This is a genomic window from Streptomyces sp. NPDC050161, assembly GCF_044460025.1.
In the GTDB taxonomy this organism is placed as follows: Bacteria; Actinomycetota; Actinomycetes; order Streptomycetales; family Streptomycetaceae; genus Streptomyces.
Window position 1 is genome coordinate 174971 of the sequence record NZ_JBITJM010000007.1, and the last position, 15702, is coordinate 190672.

General features: G+C 73.1%; 17 protein-coding genes. 13 read left to right on the plus strand and 4 right to left on the minus strand.

Annotation, left to right across the window (positions count from 1 at the left end; genetic code table 11):
• Positions 1 to 1404, minus strand: a complete 1404-nt coding sequence (locus tag ACIBK8_RS15105; RefSeq protein ID WP_399042230.1) for a DUF6421 family protein — start codon at positions 1402 to 1404, stop codon at positions 1 to 3.
• 764 nt (positions 1405 to 2168) lie between these two features.
• Between ACIBK8_RS15105 and ACIBK8_RS15110 the strand changes: the two genes are divergently transcribed.
• From ACIBK8_RS15110 to ACIBK8_RS15125, 4 genes are all read left to right on the plus strand, one after another.
• The gene (locus ACIBK8_RS15110; RefSeq protein ID WP_399042231.1) at positions 2169 to 2852 is read left to right on the plus strand and encodes a glycerophosphodiester phosphodiesterase; all 684 of its coding nucleotides are present in this window, start codon (positions 2169 to 2171) and stop codon (positions 2850 to 2852) included.
• Between the two features lie 130 nt (positions 2853 to 2982).
• Positions 2983 to 3861 carry an ABC transporter substrate-binding protein gene (locus tag ACIBK8_RS15115; protein ID WP_399042232.1) on the plus strand — a complete coding sequence of 293 codons (879 nt, stop codon included), beginning with the start codon at positions 2983 to 2985 and terminating at the stop codon, positions 3859 to 3861.
• Entirely contained in the window at positions 3858 to 4766 is a 909-nt protein-coding gene (locus ACIBK8_RS15120; protein WP_399042233.1) for an amino acid ABC transporter permease, read from the plus strand. The genes ACIBK8_RS15115 and ACIBK8_RS15120 overlap by 4 nt, the downstream gene beginning before the upstream one ends.
• The gene (locus ACIBK8_RS15125) at positions 4763 to 5566 is read left to right on the plus strand and encodes an amino acid ABC transporter ATP-binding protein (RefSeq protein ID WP_399042234.1); all 804 of its coding nucleotides are present in this window, start codon (positions 4763 to 4765) and stop codon (positions 5564 to 5566) included. Before ACIBK8_RS15120 ends, ACIBK8_RS15125 begins: the two co-directional genes overlap by 4 nt.
• A 51-nt stretch (positions 5567 to 5617) precedes the next feature.
• Here the strand turns inward: ACIBK8_RS15125 and ACIBK8_RS15130 are convergent, their stop codons facing one another.
• Entirely contained in the window at positions 5618 to 6151 is a 534-nt protein-coding gene (locus tag ACIBK8_RS15130) for a GNAT family N-acetyltransferase (protein ID WP_399042235.1), read from the minus strand.
• Positions 6152 to 6329: 178 nt separating this feature from the next.
• Here ACIBK8_RS15130 and ACIBK8_RS15135 point away from each other — a divergent pair, with 178 nt between their 5' ends.
• The 5 genes from ACIBK8_RS15135 (at position 6330) to ACIBK8_RS15155 (ending at position 10137) form a co-directional block, all read left to right on the plus strand.
• Positions 6330 to 6716 (plus strand): VOC family protein, encoded by a 387-nt coding sequence (locus ACIBK8_RS15135; RefSeq protein ID WP_399042236.1) that lies wholly within the window; start codon positions 6330 to 6332, stop codon positions 6714 to 6716.
• A gap of 195 nt (positions 6717 to 6911) precedes the next feature.
• Positions 6912 to 7517, plus strand: a complete 606-nt coding sequence (locus ACIBK8_RS15140) for a DUF5134 domain-containing protein (RefSeq protein ID WP_399042237.1) — start codon at positions 6912 to 6914, stop codon at positions 7515 to 7517.
• A 153-nt stretch (positions 7518 to 7670) separates the two neighbouring features.
• Complete coding sequence (locus tag ACIBK8_RS15145) at positions 7671 to 8609, plus strand: M56 family metallopeptidase (RefSeq protein ID WP_393687949.1); 939 nt, start codon at positions 7671 to 7673, stop codon at positions 8607 to 8609.
• Between the two features lie 140 nt (positions 8610 to 8749).
• Positions 8750 to 9406 (plus strand): phosphatase PAP2 family protein, encoded by a 657-nt coding sequence (locus tag ACIBK8_RS15150; protein ID WP_399042239.1) that lies wholly within the window; start codon positions 8750 to 8752, stop codon positions 9404 to 9406.
• A 35-nt stretch (positions 9407 to 9441) separates the two neighbouring features.
• Positions 9442 to 10137: an HAD family hydrolase gene (locus tag ACIBK8_RS15155; protein WP_399042240.1), complete on the plus strand. Its 696-nt coding sequence runs from the start codon at positions 9442 to 9444 to the stop codon at positions 10135 to 10137.
• 9 nt (positions 10138 to 10146) lie between these two features.
• Here ACIBK8_RS15155 and ACIBK8_RS15160 read toward each other — a convergent pair whose 3' ends face one another.
• A complete protein-coding gene (locus tag ACIBK8_RS15160; protein WP_399042241.1) occupies positions 10147 to 10689 on the minus strand; it encodes an HAD domain-containing protein in 543 nt (180 codons plus the stop codon).
• On the minus strand, positions 10686 to 11975 hold the full coding sequence (locus tag ACIBK8_RS15165; RefSeq protein ID WP_399042242.1) for an FAD-dependent oxidoreductase: 1290 nt from the start codon (positions 11973 to 11975) through the stop codon (positions 10686 to 10688). The genes ACIBK8_RS15160 and ACIBK8_RS15165 overlap by 4 nt, the downstream gene beginning before the upstream one ends.
• A gap of 234 nt (positions 11976 to 12209) precedes the next feature.
• Between ACIBK8_RS15165 and ACIBK8_RS15170 the strand changes: the two genes are divergently transcribed.
• The 4 genes from ACIBK8_RS15170 (at position 12210) to ACIBK8_RS15185 (ending at position 15697) form a co-directional block, all read left to right on the plus strand.
• Entirely contained in the window at positions 12210 to 12824 is a 615-nt protein-coding gene (locus ACIBK8_RS15170) for a TetR/AcrR family transcriptional regulator (protein ID WP_399042243.1), read from the plus strand.
• A gap of 193 nt (positions 12825 to 13017) precedes the next feature.
• On the plus strand, positions 13018 to 14073 hold the full coding sequence (locus ACIBK8_RS15175; protein ID WP_399042245.1) for an ArsR family transcriptional regulator: 1056 nt from the start codon (positions 13018 to 13020) through the stop codon (positions 14071 to 14073).
• Positions 14074 to 14227: 154 nt separating this feature from the next.
• Positions 14228 to 15007, plus strand: a complete 780-nt coding sequence (locus ACIBK8_RS15180) for a 2,3-dihydro-2,3-dihydroxybenzoate dehydrogenase (RefSeq protein ID WP_399042246.1) — start codon at positions 14228 to 14230, stop codon at positions 15005 to 15007.
• Between the two features lie 48 nt (positions 15008 to 15055).
• Positions 15056 to 15697: an isochorismatase family protein gene (locus ACIBK8_RS15185; protein ID WP_399042247.1), complete on the plus strand. Its 642-nt coding sequence runs from the start codon at positions 15056 to 15058 to the stop codon at positions 15695 to 15697.
• Positions 15698 to 15702 lie beyond the last annotated feature (5 nt).

Genomic DNA, 15702 nt, shown 5'->3' on the forward strand with positions numbered 1-15702 from the left:
TCACGCCGCCACCGGCGCTTCACGCGCGGCCGTGATGCCCTTGGTGGAGGCGATCACTGTGCGGAGCTTCTTGGCAAGTGCCTCGTAGAACATGCTGAGCGGGAACTCGTCGGGAAGTACGTCGTCCACGAGCTTGCGCGGCGGCTTGTCCAGGTCCAGGGCGTCGGGGCCCTTCGCCCAGACCGAACCCGGGTGCGGCGCCAGGTAGGTCGAGACGAGGTCGTACGCGGCGAGCCAGTGGACCAGCTTGGGCCGGTCGATGCCGTCGCGGTAGAGCTTCTCGATCTCGCCGCACAGCTCGTTGGTGACCTTGGGCGCCCGCTCCCAGTCGATGTGGAGCGTGTTGTCCGTCCAGCGTACGACCTCATGCTTGTGGAGGTACGCGAAGAGCAGCTGGCCGCCGAGGCCGTCATAATTGCGGGCCCGCTCGCCGGTGACGGGGAAGCGGAACATCCGGTCGAAGAGCACCGCGTACTGGACGTCGCGTGCCTGGCGGTAGCCCTCGGTCTCCAGTTTCACGGCCTCGCGGAAGGCGGTGAGGTCGCAGCGCAGCTCCTCCAGGCCGTACATCCAGAACGGCTGCCGCTGCTTGATCATGAACGGGTCGAACGGCAGGTCGCCGTGGCTGTGGGTGCGGTCGTGGACCATGTCCCAGAGCACGAACGCCTGCTGGCAGCGTTCCTGGTCGCCGAGCATGTCGCGGAATTCCTGCGGGATCTCGATGCCGAGCGTCTCGATCGCGGCCCCGGCGACCCGGCGGAAGCGGGCGGCCTCACGGTCGCAGAAGATGCCGCCCCAGGTGAACCGCTCGGGGGCCTCGCGCACGGCGATGGTCTCCGGGAAGAGGACCGCGGAGTTGGTGTCGTAGCCCGCGGTGAAGTCCTCGAAGGTGATGCCGCAGAACAGGGGGTTGTCGTAGCGGGTGCGCTCCAGTTCGGCGAGCCAGTCCGGCCAGACCATGCGCAGCACGACCGCTTCGAAGTTGCGGTCCGGGTTGCCGTTCTGCGTGTACATGGGGAAGAGCACGAGGTGCTGGAGGCCGTCGGCGCGCTGCCGGGCGGGCTGGAAGGCGAGCAGCGAGTCGAGGAAGTCCGGGACGCCGTAGCCGTTGTCGGCCCAGCGGAACAGGTCGGAGACGAGTGCCTCGTGGTAGGCGGCGTTGTGCGGCAGCAGCGGGGCCAGTTCACCGATGGCCGCGATCGCGTGGTCGACCTCCTGGCGGACCGCGGCGGCGGACGGCGCGCCCTCGGCGGCCAGGTCGATGGAGCCGTCCTTGGCCTGCCAGGGGCGGAGCGTCTCGACCGCGTCCTTGAGCATCGGCCACGCCGGGTGGTCGACCACCCGTTCCGTGCTCGTGCTCCCGGCACTCCCCTGAGCACCCACAGGCGAAAGGATTTCCGTCATGACTGCCCTCCGGCGGTAGATCGTGTGGTGGACCCACCGTAACCAGCCATGTTCTTTCGCTCAAGAGGGTGATCTGAAAATTATTCTGTCGACGCCCCCTGCTCACGAACATTTTTCCTGCCGGTATGGGTTTCGACGATACGTTCTGACAGTCCGGGTCGATTCGCACGCGCTTTCTCCGGCACTTCGGGCGGGATGGGCAGGCCGTGGAGCATGCCGGGAAAATGTGCCGTCGGCACCGGCGCCCGGGGACGTGGCGCGATCCGGCCCCGGTGACCTGCCGGGGCCGTGGTTCCCGCCCCACGGCCGGTGGCCGGGCGCGGGGCCGGCGTACACGCGGGTGTTCATGGCCGGATCCGGCTTCGCGCGCCGGGGCGGGCCCGTCAGCCCGCCGGGGACTCGCCCACGCACGGGTGAGCCGGTTCGCGGGCCTTCCGGGCGGACAGGTACCAGCGTGCGCGCCCCCACGCGCCGCCTCCGCCGGGGAAGGAGCCCCCGTGAACACCCGTGCCGCCCCTGTCCGCTCCGCCCTCCGGGGCCTGATCCGGGACGCGGCGGGTACGCGTACCGGACGTACCACGCGTGCCCCCTGCGGGCGGTCGGCCGGGGGCGTGGCCCGTTAGGCTGTGCGCCATTTCGTACGGCTTTGTGCCGACGGCCGCGGCGTCCGTCCTGCGCCGCGACGGCGGCTGCCGCAGGCGCAGCGCAGTACCCGCAGCACCACCCAGTCACAGCAGTACCGAGCCGACAGAAGCGAGGCAGCCTTGTCCTTTCTCACCATCGGGCACCGCGGAATGATGGGCGTGGAGCCGGAGAACACCCTGCGTTCGTTCGTGCGCGCCGAGCGCGAGGGCCTCGACGTCATCGAACTGGACCTGCACCTGAGCAAGGACGGCGCGCTCGTGGTGATGCACGACGCGGACGTGAGCCGGACGACCGACGGCACCGGGCCGATCCGCGAGCGGACGCTGGCCGAGCTGCGTGAGCTGGATGCCGGGCGGGGCGAGCGGATCCCGGTCTTCGACGAGGTCGTGGAGGCGGTCGGGGCGCCGCTCCAGGCGGAGATCAAGGACGTGGCGGCGGCGCAGGCGCTCGCCGAGGTCCTGCGGGACCGCGATCTGACCGGCCGGGTCGAGGTGATCTCCTTCCACGACGAGGCGCTGGCGGCGATCCGCACGCTCCTTCCCGGGGTGCGGACCGCGCTGGTCGCCGACCGGTACGGCAACGACGTGGTGGACCGCGCGCGGGCCGTGGGTGCCACGATGCTCTCGCTGAACATCCGCCACCTCACCATCGAGCTGGTCGAACGCGCCCGTGCCGCACAGCTCAAGGTCCTGGCGTGGACCGTCAACACCCACGATCAGCTGCGCATCGCGCGCGGGCTCGGCCTCGACGGCGTGGTGACCGACCGTCCCGAGATCCGGCGGGCGGTGCGGTTCACGGCGTGAGGCGGGTGTCGGGCACTTGCCGGGGCGGTGGCGAAACCCGCAGTTCACAGGCGTGCAACGACCTTCCAGCATACGGACGTTCGCCCCGGTGATCTCGACAGATGGCCCCGCGCACTGCCACTCTCCCGCCATGCGCCTCGCCAACCGTCCCGTATCTTTCGCCTCTTGTGCCGTCGCCGTGCTGCTGGCCACCGCCGGCTGCGCCCCGCAGGACGCGGCGCCCGGCGGTCCGAGCGCCGCCGGGCCGGGCAAGCAGAGCTGCGCGCGCGGCAAGCTCGCCACCGTCACGTCGGGCAAGCTCACCGTCGGCACCGACAAGCCCGCGTACGCCCCGTGGTTCGTCGGTGACGAGCCCGGCAGCGGCAAGGGCTTCGAGTCGGCGGTGGCGTACGCGGTCGCCGGGAAACTCGGCTACGCCAAGGACGCGGTGGCCTGGCAGACCGTGCCGTTCAACAACGCCTTCGCGCCCGGTGAGAAGAAGTTCGACTTCGACATCAACCAGATCTCGATAAGCGCCGCGCGCAAGCAGGCCGTCGCCTTCTCCTCCGGCTACTACCACGTACGGCAGGCGATCGTCGCGCGCAAGGGCTCCAAGGCCGCGGGCGCCAAGAGCGTCGCCGATCTCAAGGGGGCGCGGCTCGGCGCGCAGGTCGGCACCACCAGCCTCGACGTCATCAACGACACCATCAAGCCCAGCCGGCGGCCCGCCGTCTACCAGAAGAACGACTTCGCCAAGTCCGCCCTGAAGAACGGGCAGGTCGACGCGATCGTGATCGACCTGCCGACGGCCTTCTACATCACCTCGGCCGAGGTGAAGGACGCCGAGGTCGTCGGACAGTTCCCGGCCACCGGCGGGGACGAGGAGGAGTTCGGGCTCGTCCTCGACAAGGAGAGCCGCCTCACCGGCTGCGTCACGGCCGCGGTGGACGCGCTGCGCAAGGACGGCACCCTCGCCGCCCTGGAGAAGAAGTGGCTGGCCGACGCCGCCCACGCCCCGGTGCTCAAGTGACGTCCGGCAAGGGGGTGTTGAAGGGGGAGCGGCCGGCCGCCGCCGGTGGCGCCGACGACGGGTACGTGCCCTCGCAGCGGCGTCTCGACCGCGAGCGTTTCCGGCGGGTCCGTGCCCGCCGCGCCGCCACCGTCGCCACGCTCAGCACCCTCGTCACGGCGGTCGTCCTCTTCCTCGTCATCACCCGCTCCCCCGGCTGGCCGCGCACCCGCGAGACGTTCTTCAGCGCCGACTACGCGCGCCAGGCGCTGCCCAAGGTGCTGGAGGGGCTGCTGCTGAACCTGCGGCTGCTGGTGGTGTGCGGGGCCGCGGTGCTGGTGATCGGGCTGTTGCTGGCGGTGGCGCGCACCCTGCGTGGCCCCGTGTTCTTCCCGCTGCGCGCGCTGGCGACCGCGTACACCGACTTCTTCCGCGGACTGCCGCTGATCATCTGCCTGTTGATGGTGGTGTTCGGCGTCCCGGCGCTGCGGCTCCAGGGGGTCACCACCGACCCGGTGGTGCTCGGCGGCTCGGCGCTGGTGCTGACCTACTCGGCGTACGTGGCCGAGGTGTTCCGGGCCGGCATCGAGTCGGTCCATCCGTCGCAGCGGGCAGCGGCGCGTTCCCTGGGGCTCTCCAGCGGCCAGGCGCTGCGTTTCGTCGTGCTGCCGCAGGCGGTGCGGCGGGTCGTGCCGCCGCTGCTGAACGACCTGGTGTCGCTGCAGAAGGACACCGGTCTGGTGTCGATCGCGGGCGCGGTGGACGCCGTGTACGCGGCGCAGATCATCGCGGGCAAGGACTTCAACTACACGCCGTACGTGGTCGCCGGGCTGGTCTTCGTCGCCCTGACGATCCCGATGACGCGGCTGACGGACTGGGTGACGGCCCGGATGGACCGGCGCCGCGCCCAGGGAGGGGTCACATGAGCGGGACCGTGGAGACGGCCGGGGCCACTGCGGAGGACGGGGCGGCGGGGACGGCTCCGGTGCTGCGGCTCGATGCGGTCCGCAAGACGTACGGGCGGGATGCGGTGGTGCTGCGGGACGTGGACCTGGAGGTCGCACCGCACACCGTCACCGCGCTGATCGGGGCCTCCGGGTCCGGCAAGTCGACGCTGCTGCGCTGCGCGAATCTGCTGGAGGAGATCGACGACGGCGCGATCTTCCTGGACGGTGCGGAGATCACCGACCCCCGGGCGGACGTGGACGCCGTGCGCCGCAGGATCGGCGTGGTCTTCCAGGCGTACAACCTCTTCCCGCACATGACGGTGCTGGACAACATCACGCTGGCGCCGCGCCGGGTGCACCGGATCCCGCGTGCCGAGGCCGAGGCGCGGGCGCACGAGCTGCTCGAACGGCTGGGGCTCGGCGGGCGGGCCGGTGCCTATCCGGACCGGCTCAGCGGCGGCCAGCAGCAGCGGGTCGCCATCGTCAGGGCGCTGGCCTGCCGCCCCCGCCTGCTGCTGCTCGACGAGATCACCGCGGCGCTCGACCCGGAACTCGTCGGCGAGGTCCTGGCCGTCGTCCGTGACCTCAAGGACCAGGGCATGACGATGGTGCTGGCGACCCACGAGATGGGGTTCGCCCGCGAGGTCGCCGATCAGGTCTGCTTCCTGGACGGCGGGGTGATCCTGGAACGCGGCGCTCCGGAACAGCTCTTCGGCGCACCGCGCGAGGAACGCACCCAGCAGTTCCTGCAACGGATCATCCAGGCGGGGCGGCTGTAGCGGGCGCCGGGGCGGTGGCACCTGGCGCCGGACGCGCCCCGGCCCGCGGCGTCAGTCGAGCGGCTTGACCAGCAGCTCGAACGCCAGGTCAGCGCGGAGCGGGATGCCGAACCGCTCGTCGCCGTACGGGAACGGGCTCAGCTCGCCGGTGCGCCGGTAGCCGCGGCGCTCGTACCAGGCGATCAGCTCCTCGCGCTGCCGGATGACGGTCATCCGCATCTCGCGCACGCCCCAGTCGGCCTGCGCGGTGCGCTCCGCCTCGGCGATGATCACCTTGCCCAGGCCGCTGCCCTGGAGTGAGGGGCGTACCGCGAACATCCCGAAGTAGGCGTGGTCATCGCGGTGTTCGAGCTGGCAGCAGGCGATCAGGGCCCCTTCGCGCTCGGCGATCAGCAGTCGGCTGCCTTCCTGCCCGACCACGCGGGCCACGCCGTCGGGGTCGGTGCGCTGCCCCTCCAGCAGGTCCGCCTCGGTGGTCCAGCCGGCCCGGCTCGCGTCGCCCCGGTATGCCGACTCGATCAGCTCGACGAGCCCGGGGATGTCGGCGTCGGTGGCGGAACGGAAGGCGAGCGGGCTGACGGGCATGGTGTGCGGGGTCCTCTCGGGGCGTGCGGACGGCGCGGATCGGGGGCGCGAAGCGTCCGAAGGGCCGGTTGGAAGGGAGGCTAACAAGAGGCGCGGCCCCGCCGTCAGGGCCTTTCGTCCACTGTCCGCCCGGCCCGCCCGTACCGGCCTGCGGGGCGCGGGGCGTAGGGTCCGCCGCATGGTGCACGTACTGAGCAGCAGGGTGCTGGTGAGGCCGTCCGATCCCGAGCGGTCGCGGGCCTTCTACGGGGAAGCGCTGGGCCTGGAGGTCTACCGGGAGTTCGGCACGGGGCCGGAGCGCGGCACCGTCTACTTCCTGGGCGGCGGCTTCCTGGAGGTCTCCGGGCGCTCCGCGGAGCCCGCGAGCGGCACCCTCCAGCTGTGGATCCAGGTGGCGGACGCGGCGGCCGTGCACAAGGAACTGGCGGGACGCGGCGTGGAGATCCTGCGGCCCCCGGTGAAGGAACCGTGGGGGCTGATCGAGATGTGGATCGCCGACCCCGACGGCCACCGGATCGCGGTCACCGAGGTCCCCGCCGGCCATCCGCTGCGCTACCGCCCCTGACGGCCCCGGCCCCCGCCCCGGACCACCGGGGTCACCGCGCTCCCCTTGGGGCGGCCCGTCATGCGCTCCCCCGCTACCCCCGTGCGCTCCCGTGTGCCGGGCCGGGTCCGGGCATCCTGCGGGCGTACGTACGGGATCGATGCCCGCTGCGTCCGTGGCCGCGCCGGTCCGGGCGGCGGGCGCGAAGGGGGCACCGTGCACGGATCGTCGGTGACCGGCTGGCTGCTGGTGGCGCTGTGCGCCGCCACGGGCGGGTACTGCCTGGCGCGGGTGCGTACGGGCACCGCCGCGCAGCGGACCCAGGCGCGTGGCGGGGCGCTGATGGGGCTCGGCATGGCGGTGATGGCGCTGCCCGCTTCGGTGGTGGCGCAGCCTGCCTGGCTGCCGTGGGGGTACACCGTGGTCTTCGGCGCCGCGGCGCTGTGGGAGCTGTGGCACCGGCATCCGCACCATGCGATCGGTTCCGCCGCGATGGTCTACATGGCGCTGTCGATGGCGTCGACGGTGCCGATGGCGGGGATGCCGGCCCGTGGCGCGGCGCACGCCGGGCATGCGGCGGCGGGCGGCCTGCCGCTGCTGACCGGCCTGCTGCTCGGCTACTACGCGGTGTTCGTGATCGTCGCCGGACTGCGGCTGATACCGGCGGACTCCTTGGTGGCGGGCGCGGGGCCCGTGGCGGCGGGGGCGGTGGCGGCCGGATCGCCGCCGGTTTCCGTGGGGTCGGCGGGGCGGTCCGACGTGGTCGGCGCGTGCGGGATCGCCATGGGAATCGGCATGTTCGCGATGCTGATGACGCTCTGACGGCCGCCGCCCGCCCGCTGCGACCGCCCGGTCCTGCCCCGTCGGCGCCCGTGCCTCACCGGCGGGCAGGCCACACGCACCACGAGGGTGGCGTACGTCACTTCCGGTGCACGGCCGTACCACCCGGTAGCCGGGCGCTCATAGGCTGGCCGCATGATGGTCCCCCTCGCGCTGATGATCCTCGGCGTGCTGGCCGCGTCGATGGCGCCGCGGCTGATGGCCCGTTCCGACTGGCCCGACCGCGAACCGGTACTCGCCCTGTGGGTGTGGCAGTGCGTGGTCGCCGGTGTCCTGCTGTGCTGCGCGCTCGCGATGTCGCTGAGCGCAGCCGCCGCGTGGGAGGCCGTGCGCGGCCCGGTGTTCGGCTTCGCGCCGCGTGTGGTCGTGGAGGCGTACGCGCTCAACGCGTACGGACCGTGGGCCGGATCGCTGGCGCTGCTGCTGGCGGGCGGCGCGGCGTGGACGGGCCTGGTGCTGACCCGCGAGGTACGCGCGGTGCGGGCCCGCCGCAGGCAGCGCAGGGCCGATCTGCTGCGGCGCTCCCCGCTGCTGCCGGGCGAGGAGCGGTCCGGCGACCGTCTGATCGTCCTGGAGGGCGACCGCCCGGAAGCCTGGTGGCTGCCGCACTCCTCGCCCCAACTGGTCATCACCACCTCCGCGTTGCGGCGCCTGAAGGGGCGTCAGCTCGATGCGCTGATCGCCCACGAGCAGGGGCACGCCCGCGCCCGGCACGATCTGCTGCTGCACTCGGCGTCGGCGCTGGCCGTCGGCTTCCCGCAGATCCCGGTCTTCGCCGCGTTCCGCGACCAGGTCCACCGGCTGGTCGAACTCGCCGCCGACGATGTGGCGTCGCGCCGCTTCGGCCGGCTGACCATCGCCCTGGCGCTGGTCGAACTCAACGAGGACCGCGGCGTGTTCGGGCCCTGCCCGACCCAACACGCGCAGGTGCCGCAGCGGGTGGACCGGCTGCTGGCCCCGGCGGCCCGCTTCACCCCCGGCCGCCGCATCCGGATGACGGCCTGTGCGGCCCTGGTGCCCGCCGTGCCGCTGCTGATCACGTTCGTGCCGGGGCTCAGCGCGCTGACCCACTGACCAGGGACGTTCGCGGGCACGCCCTGGAAACGGCTCCCGGAGAAGCGTTCGGCACGCCCGCGCCGTGGCGGACGGTGACCGCTGTCGGCGAGGATCGGCGCATGGTATCGACGCCGCACCCCGCCGCCGTGATCCGACCCGTGACTGCGGTCGCCGTGGCATGCGCCGCGTCCGCCGCCCTCGTCCTGCTGCTCGTCGTGGTCCGCTGGCAGCCGCTGCTCGCCTGCGACACGGCCCTCGCGAACGGGCTGCACCGCGCGGCCGTCGACGCGCCCGGCTGGACGCGGGCCAGCCGGCTGCTCACCGACTGGCTGTGGGATCCCTGGACCGTGCGGGCCGGTCTCGCGGTGGTGGTCGGGTGGCTGGTGCGCCGCGGCGAGTGGCTGCTCGGCGTCTGGGTGGCCGCAACCTCGCTGGTGGGCACGGCAGTTCAGCAGGGCCTGAAGGCGGTGGTGGACCGGGCCCGCCCCGTCTGGCCCGACCCGGTGGCGTCGGCGCACTACGCGGCCTTCCCCTCCGGGCACGCCCTGTCGCTGACGGTCGCGGGCGGCCTGGCCCTGTGGCTGCTGCACCGGCACGGCGCCGCCCGGGTGTACCGGGCAGCGGCAGCGGTGGCGGTGGGGGTGTCGATGCTCGGCGTCGGGTTCACCCGCGTCCACCTGGGGGTGCACTGGGCGTCCGACGTGGTCGGTGGGTGGCTGCTGGGCGGGGCGGTGGCCGCGGGTTCGGTGGCGGCCCACGCCGCGTACGAGCGCCGACGGGGCGCGGCGGGCCGCGGGGAAGCGGCCGGAACCTGACCGGCGGGCTCGGCGGGGCGGGCAGGATGGCGGGCATGACGATCGAGGCCGTGCTCTTCGACTTTTCCGGAACGCTGCTGCACATCGAGTCCGTGGACTCCTGGCTGCGCGCGGCCCTGCGCGCCACCGGCACCGCCATGGCGGAAGCGGACATCCGCCGTGCCACCGCGGAACTGGAGCGGGCGGGTGCCCTGCCGGGTCATGTCCCTCCCGTCGAGGTCCCGGACGAGCTGGCGGAGCTGTGGGCGACCCGCGACAGTGACGCCGCCCGGCACCGTGCGCTGTACACCGCACTGGCACGCCGCGTCCCGCTGCCCGCCCCCGAGTTGTACCCGGCGCTCTACGAGCGTCACAGGACGCCGGACGCCTGGCTTCCCTATCCGGATGCCGTCGGTGTCCTGGCGGAGCTGCACCGGCGCGGCATCCGCATCGGCGTGGTCAGCAACATCGGCTGGGACCTGCGGCCGGTGCTGCGCGCCCACGGCCTGGACCGCTTCCTGGGGTCGTGCGTGCTCTCGTTCGAGCACGGCGTCCAGAAGCCGGACCCGCGTCTCTTCGGCGTCGCCTGCCGGGAGCTGGGGGTCGCGCCCGCCGACACCCTGATGGTCGGCGACGACCGGCGGGCCGACGGCGGTGCGACGGCACTGGGCTGCGGCTATCTGCCGGTCGATCCGCTGCCCGTCGAGCGGCGTCCGGACGGCCTGCGCCCGGCTCTGGACCTGGTGGGGTGAGCCGCCGGGTCAGCCGCCCCGCCGCCCGCCGTCCGCTGCCGGGCCCGCCGCCCACTGCCGCAGCGCGCCGAAGTCGCCGGGGCGCAGGCCGACGGCCGGGTCGACGCGGTGCAGCAGGGCGCGGCCCGCGTGGTGCAGGGCGACCCAGTCGCGGTCGTGCGCGCTGATCTCGTCGTCCACCCAGGCGAACGGGCGGCCCGCCGCGACCTCCACGAGGCGGCGGGTCTTCCAGTGCACCTCCTCCCCGTCGTCGCGGCCCAGCGGCGGCCACTCCACGTACGGGAGGTCAGGCAGTCCCAGCACCGGGGCGATCCAGGTGTTGGCGTCGGCCTTCCAGGTCGTGGCCCACACCAGGCGGAACCCGAGGCCGAGCAGCAGCGGGCCGTGCCGCGGGTCGAGCCGGACCAGCAGCGCCGGGGCCGGTGGCTCCCAGCCCGTGGGGCGCATGGCCAGGGTGCGGTAGCCGGCCCGCTCGATCCGTTCCTGATCCGCCCGCCACGGATTGAGCGGGCCGTCGACGTCGAGGAAGAGGATCGGACGCGGGACAGTCACGGGTTCGATGATGCTCCCCTCTGCCGTGCGGACGCGACCGTTCCCCCGCCGTCCGGCCCCCCGGCCGGTGCCGCCTGCTCGGGGGCGCGGAGGGGCTCCCCGCGGCGGTACGCGGCGGCGGCCTCCCGGTAGCGGCGGTGCTCGGCCGCGTGGTCGGGCAGGTCGCCGGGGTGCGCGCCGCCGATGGCGAAGAACCGGTCGATGGCGTCGTTGGCGGCGGTGGCGTGGGAGCCGGAGCGGGGCAGCATGGCCGCCTCGTAGCGGGTGACGGCGTCGTCGACAGTGGCCTCCGCGGCGAGCGCACCGGCCAGTTCGGCGCCGTCGAGCATGGCGAGGTTGGCGCCGAAGCCGCCGAACGGGGACATCAGGTGGGCCGCGTCGCCGAGCAGGGTGACGCCGGGGGTGTGCGGCCAGGTGAGCGGGGCCGGCAGGGTGTGGATCGGGCGGTTCAGGTATCCGCCGTCGCTGTCGGTGAGGAAGGGCAGCAGCTGCGGGGCCCAGCCGTCGAACTCCCGCAGCAGGAATTCCCGGACGGCGACCGCATCGCCGAGGTCGAGGCCGGCCCTGGTGTGCCAATCGAGGCCGGTGCGCAGGGCGACGAAGCCGCGGATGTGGCCGTTGCTGTTGCGCTGGGCGATGACGGCCCTGCCGTCGCCGTCGTTGGCGAACAGGTGGCCGTCACCGACGAGTTCGGCGATGCGGGGGTGGCGGCGCTCGGCGTCGTCGAAGCGGACGTCGAGGAACGAGACGCCGCTGTAGCGGGGCACCGCGGCGCTCACGAGTGGGCGGACCCGTGACCAGGCGCCGTCCGCGCCGATCACCAGGTCCGCTTCGGCGGTGGCGCCGCCCGCGAACTCCAGGCGGTGCGCGCCGCCGCCGAGCGGGACGGCGCGGAGCAGCTTGTGTCCCCAGCGCACGGTGCCGGGTGCGACGTGCGCGGCGAGCAGGGCGCGGAGCTGTCCGCGGTCGATCTCGGGGGCGGCTTCGTCGCCGTCGTCGGGGGCGAAGGAGCCGAGCACGGTGCCGTGGTGGTCGAGCCTGGTCTTGACCTGGCCTTCGGGCCGTGCCAGCGCGGTGAACGCGTCGAGCAGCCCGGCGTCCTCCAGGGCGATCTGCCCGGAGTCGGCGTGCAGATCGAGGGTGCCGCCGGGGTCTCGGGCGTCGAGGGAGGCGTCGGCGTCGTAGACCGTGACGTCGATGCCGTGCCGTTGCAGGACGCGGGCGCAGAGCAGGCCCGCGGGGCCCGCGCCGACGATGGCTGTGCGGGGGGTGGGTGTGGTCTTCACGGTGGGTTCCCTTGCGCTGGGTGGTGGTCGTGGCGTGGTGGCACGGGCCCGGATCGGTGTGGTCCGTGGGAGGGCGTCGCGATCGGCCCGTTCCTGAGGGTTCGGCGGGAGCGGTGCATGCCGGAGAGCCGCGCTTACTGAACGGGCGGTCGGTAAGTTGAAGTTAGCTGAACGGTCGGTCGGTAAGCAAGTAGGATGGGCGCGGAAAAGGCGGCCACGAGAGGACCAGCAACGATGACGACCCCCGCCGGAAAGGACCGGCGCTCCGGCGCCCGCACCCGCGAGGACATCCTTCGCGTCGCCCTGAAACTGTTCACCGAGAAGGGCTTCGAGGCCACCTCGATCCGGGACATCTCGGAAGCCCTGGGGCTCACCAAGTCGGCGCTCTACTACCACTTCCGGAACAAGGAGGAGATCGTGGTGAGCCTGATGGCCGGGCGCCGCGCCGACCTCGACGCGCTCGTCGCATGGATCACCGCGCAGCCCAGGACCCCGGATCTGCCGCAGCGCGCGGCCCTGCGGTGGATGACGGACACCACCACCGAGCACCTCCAGGCCATGCGCCTCGCGCAGGCCAACCAGCCCCTCATGCGGCGGCTCGCGGGCGAGGGCAAGGACGTCCGCTCGGCCTTCGACACCGTCGTCGACCTCCTCGCCGGCGAGGACGCGAGCACAGTGGACCGCCTCCTCATCCGCATGACCTTCGACACCACCGCCGCCGCACTCCTCGCCGCGAAGGGCACGGACGCGGGGCCCGACGACGTCATCGCGGCAGCCCGGCGCGCCAGCCGCGCCCTCGCACGGGCCGCGACGAACGGCGGGAAGCAGGAACCGGACGGCGACGCGTAGGGGTGGAATCCGGCGGCGCGACCCGTCTCACCCGGGACTCCGGAATGCGGCGAACAGCCGGTCGTTGCAGACGAGTTGACCGTAACTTAGGCTACCCTAACCAGCGCGGGAGCAGGTGGGACGGGCGCCGCAGGGAGTCGCCGTGCCTCCGCCGGGCTCTGCCCGCGACACTGCCGAGCAGAAGGGTGCCCCCATGGCATCGGACGGGTCGACGTCGTACGAGGTCTCCGCGGAGGCCGGGACGCCAAGGACGGTGGCACAGCTCGCCGTCGGGGCGATGGCCGCTCAGGTGCTCGGCGCCGCCACCAGGCTGGAGATCGTCGAGAAGATCGGCGACGCGGAGCGCACCGCCGACGAGCTGTCGGCCGCCTGTGCGGCGCAACCGCAGGCCATGGGACGGCTGTTGCGCGCACTGGCCGCGCTGGGCGTGCTCGCCGAACGGACGCCCGGGAGGTACGCCGTCACACCGGCCGGGGAGGCGCTGGACAGCCGCCACCCCGATTCGCTGCACGCCTTCGTCCGGCTGTTCACCGACCCGGTCGTGCTGCGCGCCTGGGAGCTGCTGGACGAGAGCGTACGGACCGGCGAGACGTCGTTCGACGGGATCTTCGGCGCCGACTTCTTCGCGCATCTCGCCGAACGGCCGGAGCTGTCCGAGCAGTTCAACTCCGCCATGAGCCAGGTCACCCGCGGCACGGCGGAGGCCCTCCCCTCGGCCTACGACTTCGGGCGGTTCCGCACCGTGGCCGACATCGGGGGCGGCGACGGCACCCTGCTGGCGCCGGTGCTGCGGGCACATCCGGCGCTGCACGGCATCATCTTCGACCGCGCGGAGGGGCTGGCACAGGCCGGGGCGACACTGGAGCGGGCCGGTCTTGAGGGGCGGTGTTCGCTGGTGGCAGGGGACTTCTTCACCGGCGCCCCGGAGGGCGCGGACCTCTACATGCTCAAGAGCGTGATCCACGACTGGAACGACGAGCGGTGCACGGACATCCTCCGCCACTGCCGGCGCGTCATCCCGGACGACGGGCGGCTGCTCATCATCGAGCCCGTGCTGCCGGACGCGGTGGATCCGGCGGTCGCCGGCATCTATCTCAGCGACCTCAACATGCTGGTCAACGTCGGGGGCCGGGAGCGCACCCGCGACGAGTTCACGCAGCTGTGCCGCGGCGCGGGCTTCGCCGTCCGGAGCGTGACTCCGCTGCCCGCGCCCAGCCGGTTCTCCCTCATCGAGGCCGAGCCCGCCTGAGCGCCGGCCGTCGCGCAACTCGGTGCCCCCGTACGGAAGTCGGGGGCACCGAGCCGTGCCCGGCCCCGGCCGTCCGGTGGCCCGGCACCTCCCCCACCAGCACGTGTTAGGTTAGCCTTACCTAATTGACACTCACTCACTGAGGGGATCCGGCGTGCGGGAAACCGAACTCTCCGGGCGGACGGCACTGGTCACCGGCGCGAGCCGGGGCATCGGGCAGGCCGTGGCGCGACTGCTGGCCGATCAAGGGGCGCGCGTGGTCGCCGTGGACCGGGACCTGGCCGGCATCGCCGCCCTGGAAACCGCCTACGGGCCCGAGCGGATCACCGCCCGCGCCGTCGACATCACCGACCGCACCGCCGTGAACGCCCTGGTGGACGAGGCCGAACAGACCGTCGGCGCACTCGACATCCTGGTCAACGTGGCCGGCGTGCTGCGCCCCGGAGCCGTCGTCGACCTCGACGACCAGGACTGGGACGACACGTTCGCGGTCAACACCACCGGCGTCTTCGTACTCGCCCGCGCCGCGGCCAGGAAGATGGCCGAGCGCCGCTCCGGCTGCATCATCACCGTGGGCTCCAACGCGGCGGGCGTACCGCGCGCCGGGATGGCCGCGTACGCCGCCTCCAAGGCCGCCGCCACGCTCTTCACCAAGTGCCTCGGCCTCGAACTCGCCCGCAGCAACGTGCGTTGCAACGTCGTCTCCCCCGGCTCCACCGACACCCCCATGCAGCGGCAGCTGTGGAACGGGCCCGACGCCCGCGACCGCGTCATCGAAGGCGACCTCGACGCCTACCGCGTCGGCATACCTCTCGGCCGGATCGCCGAGCCCACCGACATCGCCGAGGCCGTCGGCTTCCTCGTCTCCGACCGGGCCCGCCACATCACCATGCACGACCTGTACGTCGACGGCGGCGCGACGCTGCGCGCCTGACCGTCCGCCCCGCCCCTCCCCTGCCGCTTCACCGAAAGGCCGCCCGTCATGGCGCTCCCCGCCATCGCTCCTTACCCCATGCCCACGCCCGACGACCTGCCCGCGAACCGGGTCGACTGGACCGTGGACCCCCGCAGAGCCGTCCTGCTGGTCCACGACCTCCAGAACTACTTCCTGCGCGCCTTCACCGAAGGGGCCGCGCCGGTCACCGAACTCCTCGACAACGTCGGCCGGCTGGCGGCGAGCTGCCGGGCCGCCGGGATCCCCGTCGTCTACTCCGCACAGCCGGGCGGCCAGACACCCGCCGAGCGCGGGCTCCAGCAGGACTTCTGGGGCCCCGGCCTGCCGGACGACCCGGACGCCGCGGCCATCGCCGCGCCGGTCGCCCCGCAGGACGGCGACACGGTCCTCACCAAGTGGAAGTACAGCGCGTTCGTCCGCAGCGACCTCGCCGAGCGGATGCAGGCCCAGGGCCGCGACCAGCTCGTCGTGGTCGGCGTCTACGCCCACATCGGCGTGCTGATGACCGCCTGCGACGCGTGGATGCGGGACATCCAGGCGTTCGTCGCCGCCGACGCGGTCGCCGACTTCTCCGCGGCCGACCACCACGAGGCGCTGCGCCGGGCGGCCGGCACCTGCGCCGTCGTCACCACCACCGACACGCTCATCCGGCACACCGAGGGGGTCTGACCGCC

Bases quoted from the DNA above. Each gene is read 5' to 3' on its own strand.
- ACIBK8_RS15105 (WP_399042230.1), bottom strand. From the start codon at position 1,404: ATGACGGAAATCCTTTCGCCTGTGGGTGCTCAGGGGAGTGCCGGGAGC.
- ACIBK8_RS15115 (WP_399042232.1), top strand. From the start codon at position 2,983: ATGCGCCTCGCCAACCGTCCCGTATCTTTCGCCTCTTGTGCCGTCGCC.
- ACIBK8_RS15125 (WP_399042234.1), top strand. From the start codon at position 4,763: ATGAGCGGGACCGTGGAGACGGCCGGGGCCACTGCGGAGGACGGGGCG.
- ACIBK8_RS15130 (WP_399042235.1), bottom strand. From the start codon at position 6,151: ATGCCCGTCAGCCCGCTCGCCTTCCGTTCCGCCACCGACGCCGACATC.
- ACIBK8_RS15135 (WP_399042236.1), top strand. From the start codon at position 6,330: ATGGTGCACGTACTGAGCAGCAGGGTGCTGGTGAGGCCGTCCGATCCC.
- ACIBK8_RS15145 (WP_393687949.1), top strand. From the start codon at position 7,671: ATGATGGTCCCCCTCGCGCTGATGATCCTCGGCGTGCTGGCCGCGTCG.
- ACIBK8_RS15155 (WP_399042240.1), top strand. From the start codon at position 9,442: ATGACGATCGAGGCCGTGCTCTTCGACTTTTCCGGAACGCTGCTGCAC.
- ACIBK8_RS15170 (WP_399042243.1), top strand. From the start codon at position 12,210: ATGACGACCCCCGCCGGAAAGGACCGGCGCTCCGGCGCCCGCACCCGC.
- ACIBK8_RS15175 (WP_399042245.1), top strand. From the start codon at position 13,018: ATGGCATCGGACGGGTCGACGTCGTACGAGGTCTCCGCGGAGGCCGGG.
- ACIBK8_RS15185 (WP_399042247.1), top strand. From the start codon at position 15,056: ATGGCGCTCCCCGCCATCGCTCCTTACCCCATGCCCACGCCCGACGAC.